The organism is Candidatus Bodocaedibacter vickermanii (genome assembly GCF_014896945.1).
GTDB lineage: Bacteria > Pseudomonadota > Alphaproteobacteria > UBA6184 > UBA6184 > Bodonicaedibacter > Bodonicaedibacter vickermanii.
In genome coordinates this window covers 651,125-666,936 of sequence record NZ_CP054719.1, presented here as the reverse complement: position 1 = coordinate 666,936, position 15,812 = coordinate 651,125, and the positions used below count along the sequence as shown (strand labels likewise).

14 protein-coding genes and 1 other RNA gene are annotated in these 15,812 nt (G+C 41.7%); 10 read left to right on the top strand and 5 right to left on the bottom strand.

Going from position 1 to position 15,812, the window contains the following annotated elements; genetic code table 11:
• Positions 1 to 6 precede the first annotated feature (6 nt).
• Both CPBP_RS03150 and CPBP_RS03145 read right to left on the bottom strand, forming a co-directional pair.
• Positions 7 to 1,758: a DUF4153 domain-containing protein gene (locus CPBP_RS03150; protein ID WP_350332596.1), complete on the bottom strand. Its 1,752-nt coding sequence runs from the start codon at positions 1,756 to 1,758 to the stop codon at positions 7 to 9.
• Between the two features lie 1,815 nt (positions 1,759 to 3,573).
• Complete coding sequence (locus tag CPBP_RS03145; RefSeq protein ID WP_350332595.1) at positions 3,574 to 3,720, bottom strand: hypothetical protein; 147 nt, start codon at positions 3,718 to 3,720, stop codon at positions 3,574 to 3,576.
• A gap of 201 nt (positions 3,721 to 3,921) precedes the next feature.
• Between CPBP_RS03145 and tnpA (CPBP_RS03140) the strand changes: the two genes are divergently transcribed.
• From tnpA (CPBP_RS03140) to tnpA (CPBP_RS03125), 4 genes are all read left to right on the top strand, one after another.
• Positions 3,922 to 4,359 (top strand): IS200/IS605 family transposase, encoded by a 438-nt coding sequence (gene tnpA / locus CPBP_RS03140; RefSeq protein WP_350331445.1) that lies wholly within the window; start codon positions 3,922 to 3,924, stop codon positions 4,357 to 4,359.
• Positions 4,360 to 4,529: 170 nt separating this feature from the next.
• Complete coding sequence (locus CPBP_RS03135) at positions 4,530 to 6,113, top strand: GspE/PulE family protein (protein WP_350332594.1); 1,584 nt, start codon at positions 4,530 to 4,532, stop codon at positions 6,111 to 6,113.
• Positions 6,110 to 7,297: a type II secretion system F family protein gene (locus tag CPBP_RS03130; protein WP_350332593.1), complete on the top strand. Its 1,188-nt coding sequence runs from the start codon at positions 6,110 to 6,112 to the stop codon at positions 7,295 to 7,297. The genes CPBP_RS03135 and CPBP_RS03130 overlap by 4 nt, the downstream gene beginning before the upstream one ends.
• 986 nt (positions 7,298 to 8,283) lie before the next feature.
• Positions 8,284 to 8,721 carry an IS200/IS605 family transposase gene (gene tnpA / locus CPBP_RS03125; protein WP_350331760.1) on the top strand — a complete coding sequence of 146 codons (438 nt, stop codon included), beginning with the start codon at positions 8,284 to 8,286 and terminating at the stop codon, positions 8,719 to 8,721.
• A gap of 90 nt (positions 8,722 to 8,811) precedes the next feature.
• On the opposite strand, the gene rnpB is transcribed toward tnpA (CPBP_RS03125), so the two are convergent.
• The 3 genes from rnpB to CPBP_RS03110 all read right to left on the bottom strand — a co-directional run bounded on the left by rnpB (position 8,812) and on the right by CPBP_RS03110 (position 10,584).
• Positions 8,812 to 9,169: RNase P RNA component class A (rnpB, locus tag CPBP_RS03120), an RNA gene on the bottom strand.
• Between the two features lie 17 nt (positions 9,170 to 9,186).
• A complete protein-coding gene (locus tag CPBP_RS03115) occupies positions 9,187 to 9,480 on the bottom strand; it encodes a hypothetical protein (RefSeq protein ID WP_350332592.1) in 294 nt (97 codons plus the stop codon).
• Between the two features lie 99 nt (positions 9,481 to 9,579).
• Entirely contained in the window at positions 9,580 to 10,584 is a 1,005-nt protein-coding gene (locus CPBP_RS03110) for an NAD(P)/FAD-dependent oxidoreductase (protein ID WP_350332611.1), read from the bottom strand.
• 714 nt (positions 10,585 to 11,298) lie between these two features.
• Between CPBP_RS03110 and ndhC the strand changes: the two genes are divergently transcribed.
• The 6 genes from ndhC to nuoF are packed head-to-tail and all read left to right on the top strand — an operon-like array spanning position 11,299 to position 15,783.
• On the top strand, positions 11,299 to 11,658 hold the full coding sequence (ndhC, locus tag CPBP_RS03105) for an NADH-quinone oxidoreductase subunit A (RefSeq protein WP_350332591.1): 360 nt from the start codon (positions 11,299 to 11,301) through the stop codon (positions 11,656 to 11,658).
• Positions 11,649 to 12,194, top strand: a complete 546-nt coding sequence (locus CPBP_RS03100) for a NuoB/complex I 20 kDa subunit family protein (protein ID WP_434057608.1) — start codon at positions 11,649 to 11,651, stop codon at positions 12,192 to 12,194. Before ndhC ends, CPBP_RS03100 begins: the two co-directional genes overlap by 10 nt.
• Before the next feature lie 8 nt (positions 12,195 to 12,202).
• Positions 12,203 to 12,802 (top strand): complex I 30 kDa subunit family protein, encoded by a 600-nt coding sequence (locus CPBP_RS03095; RefSeq protein ID WP_350332590.1) that lies wholly within the window; start codon positions 12,203 to 12,205, stop codon positions 12,800 to 12,802.
• A complete protein-coding gene (locus tag CPBP_RS03090; RefSeq protein ID WP_434057607.1) occupies positions 12,783 to 13,964 on the top strand; it encodes an NADH-quinone oxidoreductase subunit D in 1,182 nt (393 codons plus the stop codon). Before CPBP_RS03095 ends, CPBP_RS03090 begins: the two co-directional genes overlap by 20 nt.
• Positions 13,961 to 14,515, top strand: a complete 555-nt coding sequence (gene nuoE, locus CPBP_RS03085; RefSeq protein WP_350332588.1) for an NADH-quinone oxidoreductase subunit NuoE — start codon at positions 13,961 to 13,963, stop codon at positions 14,513 to 14,515. Before CPBP_RS03090 ends, nuoE begins: the two co-directional genes overlap by 4 nt.
• Positions 14,512 to 15,783, top strand: a complete 1,272-nt coding sequence (gene nuoF, locus CPBP_RS03080; RefSeq protein WP_350332587.1) for an NADH-quinone oxidoreductase subunit NuoF — start codon at positions 14,512 to 14,514, stop codon at positions 15,781 to 15,783. The genes nuoE and nuoF overlap by 4 nt, the downstream gene beginning before the upstream one ends.
• Positions 15,784 to 15,812: the final 29 nt, after the last annotated feature.

The following is a 15,812-nucleotide window of genomic DNA, read 5'->3' as shown; positions in this document are numbered from 1 at the left end:
TAGACGTTATTTTTTAGGCGTGCGCTGTATTAACACTATGCAAGATATATCGGTTACGCGGTTTATGGATGGAGAACGAGCAGGGGTGTTATTGGTGGTGCCGAAGAATTCTGTAAAGATAACTTGAATAGTAATGCCATTATGTGTTTGTGTTGTTAATTTGGGATTAAGTTGAAGCGTATCTTTTGAACCAGCTGCTAATTTCTGAATAAGGTCTGGCAGGTAGGCTTTATAGATAGGCGAGTTAAATCCTTGTTGAGTGATTTCAAACGAAGATGTAGTTGGAATATAGCGTAGGGTGAATGATCCAATACCCTTTATCTCGAATGACTGTGATAACGTTCCATAGAGTGAAAGTTTCACATTCGGAATCATATACGAATATCCGTTAATCGGCAGACTATTGGGAGACATTTTATAGTGAATAGGATAACCGGTTCTTTTCTGTGCGCGCTCTGAATATTCAATATAGGGTACACCAAGCTCAAGGCTTACCGTGTGTGGAGTTAGTTTTTCAGAGGATAGCGAAGCGTTCGGATTAAGATATAAGCTGCGCACATCTTCAAGACGATTGCGACTGTTTAGGTAATCCAAAATCGAGCTGACAATAATCTGGTGTTGTTTTGTAGCTTGGGAACTTTCTGCAGAGCGAACTTTGGATAGTGTAGCTGTAAGCTTATGTAGTTGATGATTAATCGGAAGTTCTTGAATGTTCCAAGGGCCGATACTGCTTATTAAAAACAAGCTGCTGAATATTCCAATGATCCATAAAGCTGGATTCACACTTCGGATGAGTATTACGAGAGTGCTGGCAACAAACCAGAGCCATAATAACGCAATAAAATAGCGAGATTCTGTAAGACCAAATACGGATATTCGTGCCCAAAGTCCCCAAGCCATTAACAGCAATGGCAAAATCATAAACCACCCAATATACCGATGAAACAAACGAATAAGTGAGTGTTCATTTTTCCAGCGCTGTATCAAAATATAGGTAGTCAACATAATGGTTGCAAAGCCTGCAACAAGGTAGGCAACTTTCCCGCGGGGCAATTCTTGAGTGATTATAATTTTCAGACTGTAAGCATGTAAAATGATTCCATAAATTAATAATAAGGGAATCAATATATATAACAACAGCTTTAAAAGAACCGATCCTGCAGACGTATAAGTATTATCCCCAAATTGGGCTGGGATACCGGATAGCGCCAGAACGGGCAAAATAAGCACGAAAATAACTGTGCAGGTATCATGATATAGATCTGAATAGATATTGAATCCAAAAAGATAGTCTAATGCAAACAAAACTAGAGTTATTCCGACCAATAAAATAAGGCTAGCTATGCTTGCATAGATGCTGTGTTTAAGGACATCAAAATGAAAACTCCATAACTCATCTGCGTCCGAAGACCGTCCTATGAAAGGAGCTATAAATATCAAAGAGATAAAGCTTAAAGATAATATACCCATCAACCACAGTGAGTTGGGATAAAGGTAAAAATAATAGGCAAGCCCTATAAGCACTGGGGTGCTGAATGCGTAATAAGACCATTTAGGTAAGGTTAACCCCTCGGTGAATAGCTTGCTGACCACAAACCAAGATGCTCCACACAGCAGTATGCCAAAGTACGGGACGTCAGTTAGAAAAGCAGGGCGAAATATTAAGCAATAAGTCAAGCACGCGCAGCAAGCTACGGCTAAGTTAAACCGTAAAGTTGCTTGTAGGAATGAAGTCTTAAAGAATGATAATATTTGCATGGGTGCTCTCTATACAATAGAAAGCTTAACAAAAGATTGCATAAATAAGAAGCAGAATATTTGAATTGTGCAAGTTCATGCCAGCGTGACGCTGGACTCGTTAGGTTAGATTGAGTGTGGTTTGAGATATGGCAACGTGCCGGCAGCATGATGCTGCACTCTATAAGTTAGATCCGATGTGGTTGGACACTGATTTCAAATAACGAAAACTGTAAGTGAGATATGTAATAAAATACGATGTGAGGGGATGAGGGGAAATCTGAACCTACCTTCGGCGCAGGAGGGGTAAGGGTGAAAAATGATTTTGAGATGTTTTTGAGGAGTGAGTGGTTTTGTTCCTTGTTGTTGTTTGAAAGTGCTGTGTGTTTGCGAAGCTTTCAGGGTTAAGTTCATTGTTTAAGTGTTTAATTATTTAGTTTGTTTTTTAAACCGAGAGAATCCCCAGTAACCCGCACGTGCAAAAAGAACCCCATTTCTTACACGAATGGGGAAAGGCGGACTTTAGTATATATAATACAAAGTCGTGTTTTACGAGCCCGTCGGCTCTAGGGGTTGTTTACAGGGCTGTGACTACTGATCGGGTAGTTGAGCACCTGTACTGGGGATTCGATTCGGCGTTTCGTCTTTGAGTGGTTCAACCAAAGCTTCGTCATGGATCTGGTTAGAGATCATTTGGCTGAAATACTTTTTGGACGTAGAACGAAAAAAAGCTACCCACCAAATAGTGGATAGCCTTTTCGCAATTCTAGCTATTAGTATACACAGTGAATTTGAGAAGTCAATATGTTTTTGAAAGATAATGGTGTTTTTTGTAATCCGTGTCCGTGCGAATCCGATCTAACCTAGTGGGTGCAGCGTCACGCTGGTTTGTCAATCTTTTGTTAACATTTGTGGAGTATAGTAAGTTTAGAGCGCTCATACATTATTATTTTTTGCCAACCGTTTCGAGAAGAAAAGACGGATTGCTTCGTCTATTTAGTCTCGATTTAGGGAGTGGGTTTTGTCCCCCCACCCGAAGGTCACTGAGGGTGACTAGGGCGGGGGGTGGTAAAAAAATCGTGTTAACCGAATCTTAACCTTTATTAATTCGCAACGTGACGTTGCATCCAATAGGTTAGATCCGATGTGTTTGGACACATGTTCTAGTAAGCAGCCTGTCAGCAGTTTAAAATATCAATGTTTTGAAACAAACAAACTTAACGGATCCAGCGTCACGCTGGTGCAACGGCACGTTGCCGGCTCAAGGGCGCTTCACGCGCCAGAGCGGCGGTTGCCGCTATCAAATCGCGTTGCGATTTGCTTGAGCCGCATAGAGGCAGAGGGTGGCATACATGAGAGGGTTGATACAGCTGACGGATGTGTTGGGCGAGATTCGAGAGGCATACTGTGTTAGTTCCTTATAATCCGTGTCTGTGCGAATCGGATCTAACTTATGGGTGCAGCATCATGCTGCCAACGTGCCGTTGGATCCTATAGGTGGTATCGGATGTGTGCTGACACGAATTGTAATTTTTTCCAACCATATTTATAGTTAAACTCACATAAAACAATTACGCGGCGCCCTTTGCTCCAGACTTTCTTCTCATAGATGCAACGTCACGTTGCCAGGAGCAAACCTGCGCCGAACATAGTGTGGGAAAATCGTATGGATCCAGCGTGGCGCCAGGGATGATCCCTGGACTCAATGGGTAATACGGTTTGTGAAAATTGAGATCTCCAAGGCATTGGGTTGTTTAGTGTAATCCGTGTTTGTGCACATCGGATCTAACCTATGGGTGCAGCCTCAGGCTGCCAGGGATCAGCACTGGCGGGGCCTTATTCTTCGTTTACTGATTTGAATTCAGAGGATTCAAAATCATAATCTTCTTTTGCTTGTTGAAATATCATTTCTAAATTATCTTGCAAATGATCTTCATATATTTCTCCTGTGGATATTCGCATCACATATAAATAGTATCCCAACTCTTGTCCTGCATCTTCTACAAGTAATCTGATATCTTGGGCTTTATAGTCCCCTTTATGGTTAAAACCTTCGCCTTCCAGGCGAAAAAGACTTCAGTCCTTGGTAAAGGAAAAGAGGCGAGGTATTGAAAAAAAGGAGTAAATATGATACCCTAGCTTAGTCTTCAAGCGCTAGCGCTTGAGAAACGCGACGGGTATCATATGACAGATTATAGCAAAACCAGCCACACCGTATTTTACCATAGATATCACTTAGTATGGATCACCAAGTATCGTAAACGAGTTCTAAGTGGTGAATTAAGATTACGAGTGCGTGAGGTGATCGCACAGGTTGCTGATGAACTGGGTGTTAAGGTTTGCAATGGCGTGTTGTCAGCAGATCATGTGCATATTTTTGTAGAAATACCTCCCCACGTATCGGTCAGTGAATTTGTAAAAATAGCAAAGGGACGATCGTCAAGAAAGATTCAGCAGGAGTTTCCTAATATCAAGAAAGAATATTGGGGAAGACACTTCTGGGGGCGAGGGTTCTTTAGTTCAACGAGCGGCAATGTTACTGATGACATCATTAATGCCTACATCAACAATCATACGGACTCTTTCCAGTCAAATAACCTTTCTAATATCTCTTTAGAGTAGTCAGAGACTTCCAGTCTGTAATTACAACCTACCAGCTTCAGCTGGTAGTGGTTGAGTTTCGGCGGTTAATATATAATCTGACATGTGTTTCCTTTCAATAGATGAGATTTTTAAAAAGTTAGTATCTTGTTATTAACTAAGCGACAATAATTCTAACGTATCATAACAGCATGATATATAAAAACGATCATCAGTTGTTATTACATGATTTAGTTCAAAAGGGTATTTTATCCTCTGATCAAGCTGTCGTATTGCAATCTGAAATCCAGCGGGGCGTGGACCTGAGCTCTCATCTTCAAAAAGTATATGGGATTAATGCGTGGGAAATTTCTGAGTGTATTGCAGATCGCCATCATTACTTATTTCAAAGGTGGGCGTTAAAGGACATTGATGTTTCTGTAGCGAGCGTTGTTCCCATAGAACGCTTAAGATACTTTCTGTGTTTGCCAATTCATAAAACAGAATCTGCATTAACCGTTGTTTTTGCAGGGAGTGATTCTTTAGAGTTGCGCAATTTGTTGCGAGAGTATTTTCCCGAATGCAGTCAACAGAATGTGTATTGTGTTCCGCAATCATTTTTAGATCAAGGGGTTGGATTGATCCCTAAAGATCCGGAAGCTATTTTTAAGCACCTGGATGCCATGGATAATTGGACGCATGGAAAAAGTGCTGTTGATGAGATTTCAACTGATGCAGTGTTACACATTATTTTAAACGATGCGTACAGCAAGCGAGCATCCGACATTCATTTTGAACCTGGGGTTGATACTTTACGAGTGCGGTTTCGAATTGATGGGGTCTTAAAAACATATCGTCAATTTTCTGATCGACATTGGGGATATTTAGCATCTCGAATCAAAGTATTGGGCGAGATGAATACCGCTGAAAGTAGACGACCTCAAAGTGGCAGGTTCAGTCAAATCTTGAATGGTCATGAGGTTGATATTCGCGCGGCGTCTCATCCAACAACCCAAGGTGAATCGATGGTGTTACGATTGCTGGACAAACACAAAATGGTTGTGCCGTTGGAATCATTGGGGTTTTGCGAACGTTCAGCACATCTGTTGCAGAAAATGTATTCAATGCCCCATGGATTGGTGCTGTTCACGGGACCTACGGGTTCAGGTAAAACAACGACGTTGTACAGTATTTTGAACCAGATCAATCGAGGGGATACAAATATTATGACCCTGGAAGATCCCGTAGAATATGAACTTCAGGGGATTCGTCAGACATCGGTTCAAAAAGATGTTTTAAGTTTTCAAGATGGAATTCGTGCAATTTTACGTCAAGATCCTGACGTTATTTTAATTGGAGAAATTCGCGATGAAGATACGGCCAAAATGGCATTTCGTGCCAGTCAAACAGGACATTTAGTATTTAGTACGCTCCATACAAATGATGTGTGGGGAGTATTTCCTAGGTTAATGGATTTGGGTGTTTCGTTTGAAAGTATTAAACACACGGTGGTAGGGATTGTATCTCAACGATTAGTTCGCAAACGATGTGAGTGTTTTCCAACAGGCTGTGACCATTGCGATTCGACAGGGTTATATGGTCGAGCTGCTATAGGTGAAATGTTGCTTGTGACACCAGCGCTACGAAGCTATATGCAGGCATCTCATACCATTGAAATTCCATCGGACATTTTGATGTCTCATTACATATCTTTAAAAGAATCGGGAGATGCAGCGATTGGCAATGCCATCACTACAGCGGTCGAAGTTAGTAAGTATTGCGGGGATGTAAAGTGACCATTATAGAATATAAAGCCATCAATGCCTCTAATAAAATCATGACAGGTTCCGTGCCTGAAGATCATTTTAATCAGTTGGAATCTAAGCTTTTAGATCAAGGATTACGATTGATTAGTTACCGCTATATTCAGCGTAAGAAATATAAAACCCTGTCATATACCCATCAACAGGCATTATGGATGTCGTTGCGGTATTATATGATGTCAGGATTTACATTGGTTGATGCAATAAAACATATGGTGCAAAGCAGTGTGGATGAAAAGTTGCAAGGTGTTCTGCATGCTGTTTATCAATGCTTACAACAAGGTCAACAGTTTAGCTTAATTATGAAATCTTATATCGACAAGACGGATGTGTTGACGATTAGTTTGTTGGAATCAGCGGAGCAAACAGGAGATTATTTAGAAGTGTTATCTGATTTGGAAGAATATGCAGCATGGCAAGTGGACTTTAAGGGGAATGTCCAACAATCATTGCGTTATCCCAGTATTGTGTTTGGTGCCATCTGGATTTCGATTTTTTGTATCTTGTATTTTTTTGCACCCCAATTAAGTTCGTATCTGCAAAATACAAACTATACGATTCCGACAATCACGTCTGTATTAATTGGATTGAGTCAGTTTGTTGTACACTGGCCTGTGATATGGATCAGTTTACCCTTTGTTGTTGGCATAGGATTCAAAACAGTATATCGACGGTTTCCAAATTTACGATCTGTAGGTGTGTACATACCCGGAATTCGATCGCTGATTTTTGGATACTATTATGCATCTATTTCCAAAGTTTTGTATTTGCAATTAAAGCATGGACATTCATTAGTGAATAGTTTGAAAAATATCCAAGAAGCTTATGCAACAGATTGGATAGCCCCTGTATTAAAAAAAATAGTTAGTAAGGTTGAACAAGGAGTTTCATTGACCACCATGTTAAAACACTATGGCTGGTTGTTTTCAAAGTTTTTTATCCAATTGGTTGAAGTCGGAGAGCAAACCAATATGTTGGGGGATAACTTAAAAGTAATTTCTGCATATTATGAACGAGATACAAAGCAGAAAATAGCTGGGTATATCAAATTGATTGAACCCTTGATGCTGGTATTCATGGGGTTAATATTAATCGTTGTCGTGGGTGGTTTGTTTTATCCCATGTATGAACAAATCGGGATGGCTAATCACGGATAATAAAGTAAATCGAGATGGATTGAGTTTGAAATCTTAATTTATTTAATAGTCGTAAAAACTTAGTTTTTTGGATTACCTTGGTTATTATGTTTAGGTGGGCCCCACTGTTAAGTGGGGCAGCAACTACGCCCAAAGTTCAAAGATCAACATCAAATCATAATGCGTTTCACATCTATAGCAAAACACCTTTAATTCTGACACAGCGCGGAGAGAGTATTTTTATACTTTACGGAAAATGTTCTTAAAGATAAAAAATATCCACCTCGTCAATCTTTTGTTAACCTTTGCGAGGTATAGTAAGTTTAGAGCGCTCATACATTGTTATTTTATCCCACCGTTTCGTGAAGAAAAGACGGATTGCTTCGTCTGTTTAGTCTCGATTTAGGGAGTGGGTTTTGTCCCCCCACCCGAAGGTCACTGAGGGTGACTGGGGCGGGGGGTGGTAAAAAAATCGCGTTAATCGAATCTTAACCTTTGTTAATTCGCAACGTGACGTTGCATCCATTAGGCTAGATTTGGAGCTTTATAATCCGTGTCAGAACGAATCGGATCTAATCTAATGAGTCCAGTGTCACGCTGTTTGGATTTAACCTAATGGGTGTAGCCTCAGGCTGGCAACGTGCCGTTGCATCTAATAAGTTAGATCCCATTCGAACAGACATGGATTTTATGCAGCAATCGCAGGGATGATCCCAACGTTCGCAGTTTCATTTTATCCGTGATTGGCTATATAGCATGATTCACATAAAGTGGTTATGTGTGCCTTAAGTAGGTAGCCTTGAAATCATAGGATTAATTAATGATCCGATTTGCTAAAATATATCCATTTTATAGTCCCCTTTATGGTTAAAACCTTCGCCTTCCAGGCGAAAAAGACTTCAGTCCTTGGTAAAGGAAAAGAGGCGAGGTATTGAAAAAAAGGAGTAAATATGATACCCTAGCTTAGTCTTCAAGCGCTAGCGCTTGAGAAACGCGACGGGTATCATATGACAGATTATAGCAAAACCAGCCACACCGTATTTTACCATAGATATCACTTAGTATGGATCACCAAGTATCGTAAACGAGTTCTAAGTGGTGAATTAAGATTACGAGTGCGTGAGGTGATCGCACAGGTTGCTGATGAACTGGGTGTTAAGGTTTGCAATGGCGTGTTGTCAGCAGATCATGTGCATATTTTTGTAGAAATATCTCCCCACGTATCGGTCAGTGAATTTGTAAAAATAGCAAAGGGACGATTGTCAAGAAAGATTCAGCAGGAGTTTCCTAATATCAAGAAAGAATATTGGGGAAGACACTTCTGGGGGCGAGGGTTCTTTAGTTCAACGAGCGGCAATGTTACTGATGACATCATTAATGCCTACATCAACAATCATACGGACTCTTTCCAGTCAAATAACCTTTCTAATATCTCTTTAGAGTAGTCAGAGACTTCCAGTCTGTAATTACAACCTACCAGCTTCAGCTGGTAGTGGTTGAGTCGTGTTTTGCTATATGTGGTGTTCGATCGCGATCTGTAAAGGGGGACTATAAGCCGGATTCTGTCGTGGAAGGCCATTCATCTGCGCCAACAGTTGCCTGTTGGCTGAAGCAGCTTACCCGAACACGGTGCGGAAATTCACCTGTCAATGACGCGTGTTCCTATTTAGCTTTGCTCCAGGTGGGGTTTGCACTGCCTTTTTCATTGCTGAAAAAGCGGTGAGCTTTTACCTCGCCATTTCACCCTTACCACATAGTGGCGGTATATTTTCTGTTGCACTTTCCCTAAAACAGCCGAAGCTGTCCCGCCGGACGTTATCCGGCACCTTATTTCCGTGGAGTCCGGACTTTCCTCTATTGACGTTAATCAACAGCGACCTTCTATCCCCCTGCGCTATGAATACTTAGTTTTAATGTAAAATGCAATCATTAGTTTGATTGTTTGTTGGTTGGCTTAGGTAATCAACGATTAAACTTTCCATTTCTTTTAATAAATCCATTACACAGTCTTCGTCCTGTGAAGAGGGGGTATCTTGAAGACAAATGTCTTTGATTTCCCTTGTTAGTTCATACATCTTGTTCTTAAATGTATTTGGATACTGATTATCGGTATCGTTTAACCCCGTAATAATCTTTTGAACCAATGTATTAAGATCATTTTTGTTGAGTTTGTATTCAACAATTGCAGCTAAAATTTTTTTCATGCGTAGTCCTCCTTGTACGTAAAATACGTATGAGGCGCTTTTTATACAACCCACAAAAAAAGGAGATGGTTTTGCGTTTTATGCAAAGCAGTAGTGAGGTTATAGAGGGGGGATTCCTTTTGTGGTTGAATATTCAAAATGAAAAACAGTTTCTGGAAATAGTCTGGAACGTAACGTGTGTGCAGCCATAGCAACTTCTGAAAATCCACACAAAATAAGCTTTAATTTTCCAGGATAGGTGGAGATATCACCCACCGCAAAAATACCGGATAAGTTAGTTTCCATCGTATGTGGTGCAACTGTGATATGTTTATTATCAATGTTTAATCCCCAATCAGCTAAAGGACCTAAATCCATTTGCAAGCCAAAGAAGGGCAGAAGTACATCAGCCGTTAATGTTTTTAATTGACCGTCCAAAGTTTCCACAATGACGTCTGTTAGTTGACCATTGTCACCTTTTAATCCTGAAAGTTGATAAGGAGTTACTAATGTAATTTTGCCCTCATCAACCAATGCATTCATTCGAGAGACGCTTTCAGGCGCTGCACGAAAGTTGGCACGACGATGCACCATTGAAATAGAGGCTGCAATTTCAGACAATGAAATCGCCCAGTCCACGGCAGAATCACCCCCGCCAGCAATTACAATGTGTTTGCCCGCAAAGCGTTGACGTTGATGCACCGCATAAAAAACAGAGGTTCCTTCAAAGGATTGTATGTCGTCTAATGGCGGACGATTGGGGCCAAAAGCTCCCGCGCCCGCTGCGATAATAATTCCCTTAGCTTGAATCACGGTTCCTTTGTTAGTCGTGACCTGCCATTGGGTGTCAATCGGTTCGATGGATACGACGCTTTGGCTCAGGTGATATACTGGGTTAAAGGGTTCAGCTTGTAACCTAAGTTGTTCAATTAAACCTTCCGCAGAAACAGCCGGGTAAGCAGGGATATCATAAATAGGTTTTTCAGGATACAGTGCCGTGCATTGTCCGCCAATAAAATCTAAAGCGTCAACTACGTGGGTTTTTAATCCCATCATTCCACATTGGAAAATACTAAATAAACCTGCGGGACCCGCCCCAATAATTACGACATCTGTATGAATCATCATGTATCCTTTTCTGCGGGGATATTAACAAATGTATGCGATATCTGCAATAGGGCAGCATGCTGCTGCACCCGATAGGATAGATCCGATGTGATCTGACACGGATTGTATAAATAACATTATGATAGTTCAGAAATTTATTCGAGTACCCCCATTGAATCCAGCGTCACGCTGCCAACGTGCCGTTGGATCCATTAGGTAATACAGTTTGTAAAAATTGAAATCCGTGTCTGTGCGAATCTGATCTGATTATAGGGTGCAGCGTCACGTTGCTAAAAAAGTTTGTTTTGTCAATTCTTTGTTAACGTTTGTACGATAGTATATCTTTAGTGCACTTACATAGTTTATTTCAGCCCACCGTTTCGTGAAGAAAAGACGGATTGCTTCGTCTATTTTTTTGCGATTTAGGGAGTGGGTTTTGTCCCCCCACCCGAAGGTCACTGAGGGTGACTAGGGCGGGGGGTGGTAAAAAAATCGTGTTAACTGAATTTTAACCTTTATTAATTTCAGATTAACGGTGGTGCTTTTTCTAATAATTCGCCTCAGAGCGAATCTGATCTAACTATAGAGTGCAGCGTCACGCTGCTCGGATCTAACTTAACGGATGCAACGGCACGTTGCCAGGCTGCCAAGGGCATATTTTTTGATGTGGTTTGGTTACCATTTGTTAATACTTTGTCCTGTAAGCTTAAACATATGTATAATGAATGTATAATGAATTTAGAAGAATATTTACCAATTTTGGTGTTTGTTGGTGCAGGATTGTTTATTGCAACGGTGTTTGTTGCATTAGCCTTTATTCGAGGCAATCGAACTGTTTACGACGATAAAATTGCTCCTTATGAATGTGGGTTTGATGCGTTTAATACGGGACGCATTCGCTTTGACATTCGCTATTACTTAGTTGCCATTTTATTTGTGCTGTTTGATTTAGAAATCGCACTTTTATTTCCATGGGCTGTCACCTTTTTAGAGCTGGGATGGTCAGCGTTTGCTGGCGTCTTTAGTTTCTTATTTATTCTGTTAATTGGATTTATTTATGAGTGGAAAAAGGGAGCCTTGGAATGGGATTAGAGTCTCCAAATCCGCAGGATAAATTTTTATTTGATTCCTATAAAGACATTGAAAATAAGGGATTTGTTTTATCCACGTTGGATGAGATTGCACGATGGGCTCAATCGGGATCCATGTGGCCCTTAACATTTGGGTTGGCGTGTTGCGGGGTTGAAATGATGCATACGGCTGCGGCTAGGTATGACCTTGAACGGTTTGGCATGTTTTTTAGACCAAGCCCCAGGCAGGCGGATGTATTGATTGTCGCGGGAACGCTCACCAACAAAATGGCACCTGCTTTGCGTCGTGTATATGACCAGATGCCAGATCCGAAATGGGTTATTTCAATGGGATCCTGTGCGAATGGGGGTGGGTATTATCATTATTCATATTCCGTTGTGCGTGGATGTGATCGCATTATTCCTGTTGATATTTATGTACCCGGGTGTCCGCCAACGGCTGAGGCATTGTTGTATGCATTGTTGCAATTGCAACGCAAAGTGCACATGGGTAAAAAACGAGTGATTAACCGTACTGCTAAACGTGTTCAAATTTAGGTGTTGATGTGCAGGATTTCTTAAACGATTTAAAAGATCATTTTGAAGACAAGCTGGATATTCGTGACATCCAATATATTAATGCATTGAGTGAATATACACTGATTGTTCCGTTAGAGCGCTTAATAGACGTGATGGGATCGTTAAAACACTCTGTAAAATTTTTGCAGTTAACAGATATTACGGCTGTGGATTATCCCCAAAAACCCAAACGGTTTGAGGTTGTGTATCATGTGTTAAACATGCATCGTAACGTTCGAGTGCGAGTAAAAGTATCAGTGGTTGACATGGGTGCTGTGCCGTCATTGTGTCGCATATACAAAGCTGCCAATTGGTATGAACGTGAAGTGTTTGATATGTTTGGCATTGTGTTTGATCAACATCCTCAGCTAGAGCGTATTTTAACGGATTATACGTTTGAGGCGTATCCGATGCGTAAGGATTTTCCAACAGAGGGTCGATTTGAGGTGCATTATGATGAAGACAAACGATGCGTTGTCTATGATCCAGTAAACTTACCGCAAGCGCGTCGGCATTTTGATTTTATGCAAAACAAATGGTACGACCCAACCTATGAATCTTCAGAAGATGGAGATCACCATGCATAAGGAAACTTTTCAATTAAACTTTGGTCCTCAACATCCTGCAGCACATGGCGTGTTGCGATTAATTTTGGAAATGAATGGTGAGGTGGTTGAACGTGTGGATCCCCATATTGGGTTGTTGCACCGCGGGACAGAAAAGTTGATTGAAGATAAAACATACTTGCAGGCGTTGCCGTATTTTGATCGATTAGATTATGTGTCGCCCATGTGTCAGGAACATGCCTTTGCATTGGCGGTTGAAAAATTATTGGGTATTGAAGTGCCGATTCGGGCTCAATTTATTCGTGTGTTATTTGCAGAATTAACCCGCATTATGAATCACATGTTGAATGTGACGACGTTTGCGATGGATGTGGGTGCGTTGACGCCGTTTTTATGGGGTTTTGAATATCGAGAAGTCGTTTTAGGGTTTTGTGAACGCGTGAGTGGAGCCCGGCTGCATTCCGCCTATTTTCGACCGGGCGGAGTTCATCAAGATATGCCTGACGGATTGTTGGATGATATTTTAGAGTTTATAAAAGAGCTTACGTCTAAGATTGATGAAATGGACGGATTGGTTCGAGAGAATCGTATTTTCAAACAACGTACGGTTGATATTGGAATTGTATCGTCTGAAGAAGCCATTGAGTGGGGCTTTACGGGTCCCATGCTGCGTGCAAGTGGGGTTGCGTGGGATTTGCGAAAATCTCAGCCCTATGATGCCTATGATAAAGTTGAGTTTGATATTCCAGTGGCAAACACGGGGGATTGTTATGCACGGTATTTAGTGCGGGTTGCTGAAATGTACGAAAGTATTAAGATCATCAAACAGTGTATAAGCTTAATGCCGAAAGGTCCAGTGATGGTTGATAATCATAAGATTGCGCCGCCTAAACGCCAAGATGTGAAAACAAGTATGGAAGCAATGATCCATCATTTTAAATTGTATACAGAAGGGTATCGGGTTCCGGCGGGTGAAACGTATACCGCGGTGGAGGCACCGAAAGGAGAGTTCGGTGTGTATTTAGTTTCTGATGGAACGAATAAACCGTATCGATGTAAAATTCGGTCGACGGGGTTTGCATTTTTGCAGGCTATGGATATGTGCAGTAAAGGACACATGTTATCGGATATTTCTGCCATTCTTGGATCCATGGATATTGTATTGGGAGAGGTGGATCGATGAGCAGCTCATTTAAATTTTCAACTGAGAACCACAAAAAAATTAAGCAGATTTTAGAGACGTATCCAAAAGATCATCCGCAAAGTGCAGTGATGCCATTGTTGGATTTAGCACAAGCTCAAAATGGTGGATGGTTGTCTCGTGATGCCATCGAAACGATCGCAGAGTTGTTGCAAATGCCCGTCATTCGCGTGCAAGAAGTCGCAACGTTTTATACGATGTATCGATTACAGCCGGTGGGTAAAACGGTCATTCAAGTGTGCACCACAACGCCCTGTTGGTTGCGAGGCAGTGATGACGTTATGAACGTGTGTAAAACAAAATTAGGCATTCAGCCTGGTGAAACGAAAAACGACATCAGTTTGTTTGAGGTTCAATGCTTGGGTGCATGTGTGAACGCGCCGATCGTACAGATCAATGACGCATACATTGAAGATGTAAATCCTGAAGCGTTCAGCCTGATGTTGGATGATGTTATTGCGGGAAAGCCTGTAAAGACAGGATCTATGATTGGGCGTGTTAGTTCCGAACCCGTGAAAGGATTTGCATCATGACATTTTTAAGTGATCAGGATCGCATTTTCAAAAATTTATACGGATTCTTGGGGTGGAATTTGAGTGCGGCAGAACAGCGTGGGGATTGGGATAAAACGGCTGATTTGATCGCAAAGAGCTCTGACTGGATTGTCGCTGAAATTAAAGCCTCTGGCCTTCGTGGGCGTGGCGGCGCTGGCTTTTCAACGGGCATGAAATGGTCGTTTATTCCAAAAGATAATCAGCAACACTACCTTGTTGTGAATGCAGATGAGGGTGAACCTGGAACGTGCAAGGATCGTGATATTATTCGAAATGAACCGCACAAAATTATCGAAGGTGCCTTGCTAGCCGCATGCGCAATTGGTGCAAGTGTTGGGTACATTTACATTCGTGGGGAATTTAAACGAGAGTCTGATATTTTAGAAACAGCGATCAAAGAAGCCTATGACAAAAAACTGTTGGGCAAGAACGCCGTTGGAAGCGGGTTTGATTTTGATCTGTATGTGCATCGCGGAGCGGGTGCCTATATTTGCGGTGAAGAAACAGCACTGTTAGAAAGTCTTGAAGGAAAAAAAGGGCAACCCCGTCTAAAGCCGCCATTTCCAGCGGTTGTTGGATTATATGGAAAGCCCACAGTTATCAATAACATTGAAACCATTGCTGTTGTGCCCACAATTTTACGTAGAGGTGCGCAGTGGTTTGCAGGATTAGGTCCTGCAAAAAGTTGTGGTACCAAAGTATTTTGTATCTCTGGTCATGTAAACACACCGTGCAATGTTGAAGAGGCAATGGGAATTCCCTTAAAAGAGTTGATCGAAAAACATGCAGGTGGTGTGCGAGGTGGTTGGGATAATTTGCTGGCGGTCATACCGGGTGGGTCTTCCGTTCCCGTATTGCCTAAATCAATCTGTGATACGGTTGCAATGGATTTCGATAGCCTGTCTGCCGTGAAGTCTGGTTTGGGAACTGCGGCGGTGATCGTGATGGATCAATCGACAGATATTGTTGAAGCCATCGCACGGTTATCTAAATTTTACATGCATGAAAGTTGTGGTCAATGTTCACCGTGCCGTGAGGGTACCGGATGGTTATGGCGATTGCTGACCCGTATTCAACGGGGTGATGCAGATTTAAAAGACATCGACCTGTTAGAAGATATTACCCATCAAATTGAGGGGCATACCATTTGTGCGTTAGGTGATGCCGCTGCCTGGCCTGTGCAAGGATTGATTCGGCATTTTAAACACGAGCTGATTGCACGTATTGAGCATGGAGGGCGACGATGATGTCTGTGGGTAAAGACCTGGTAGCGGCA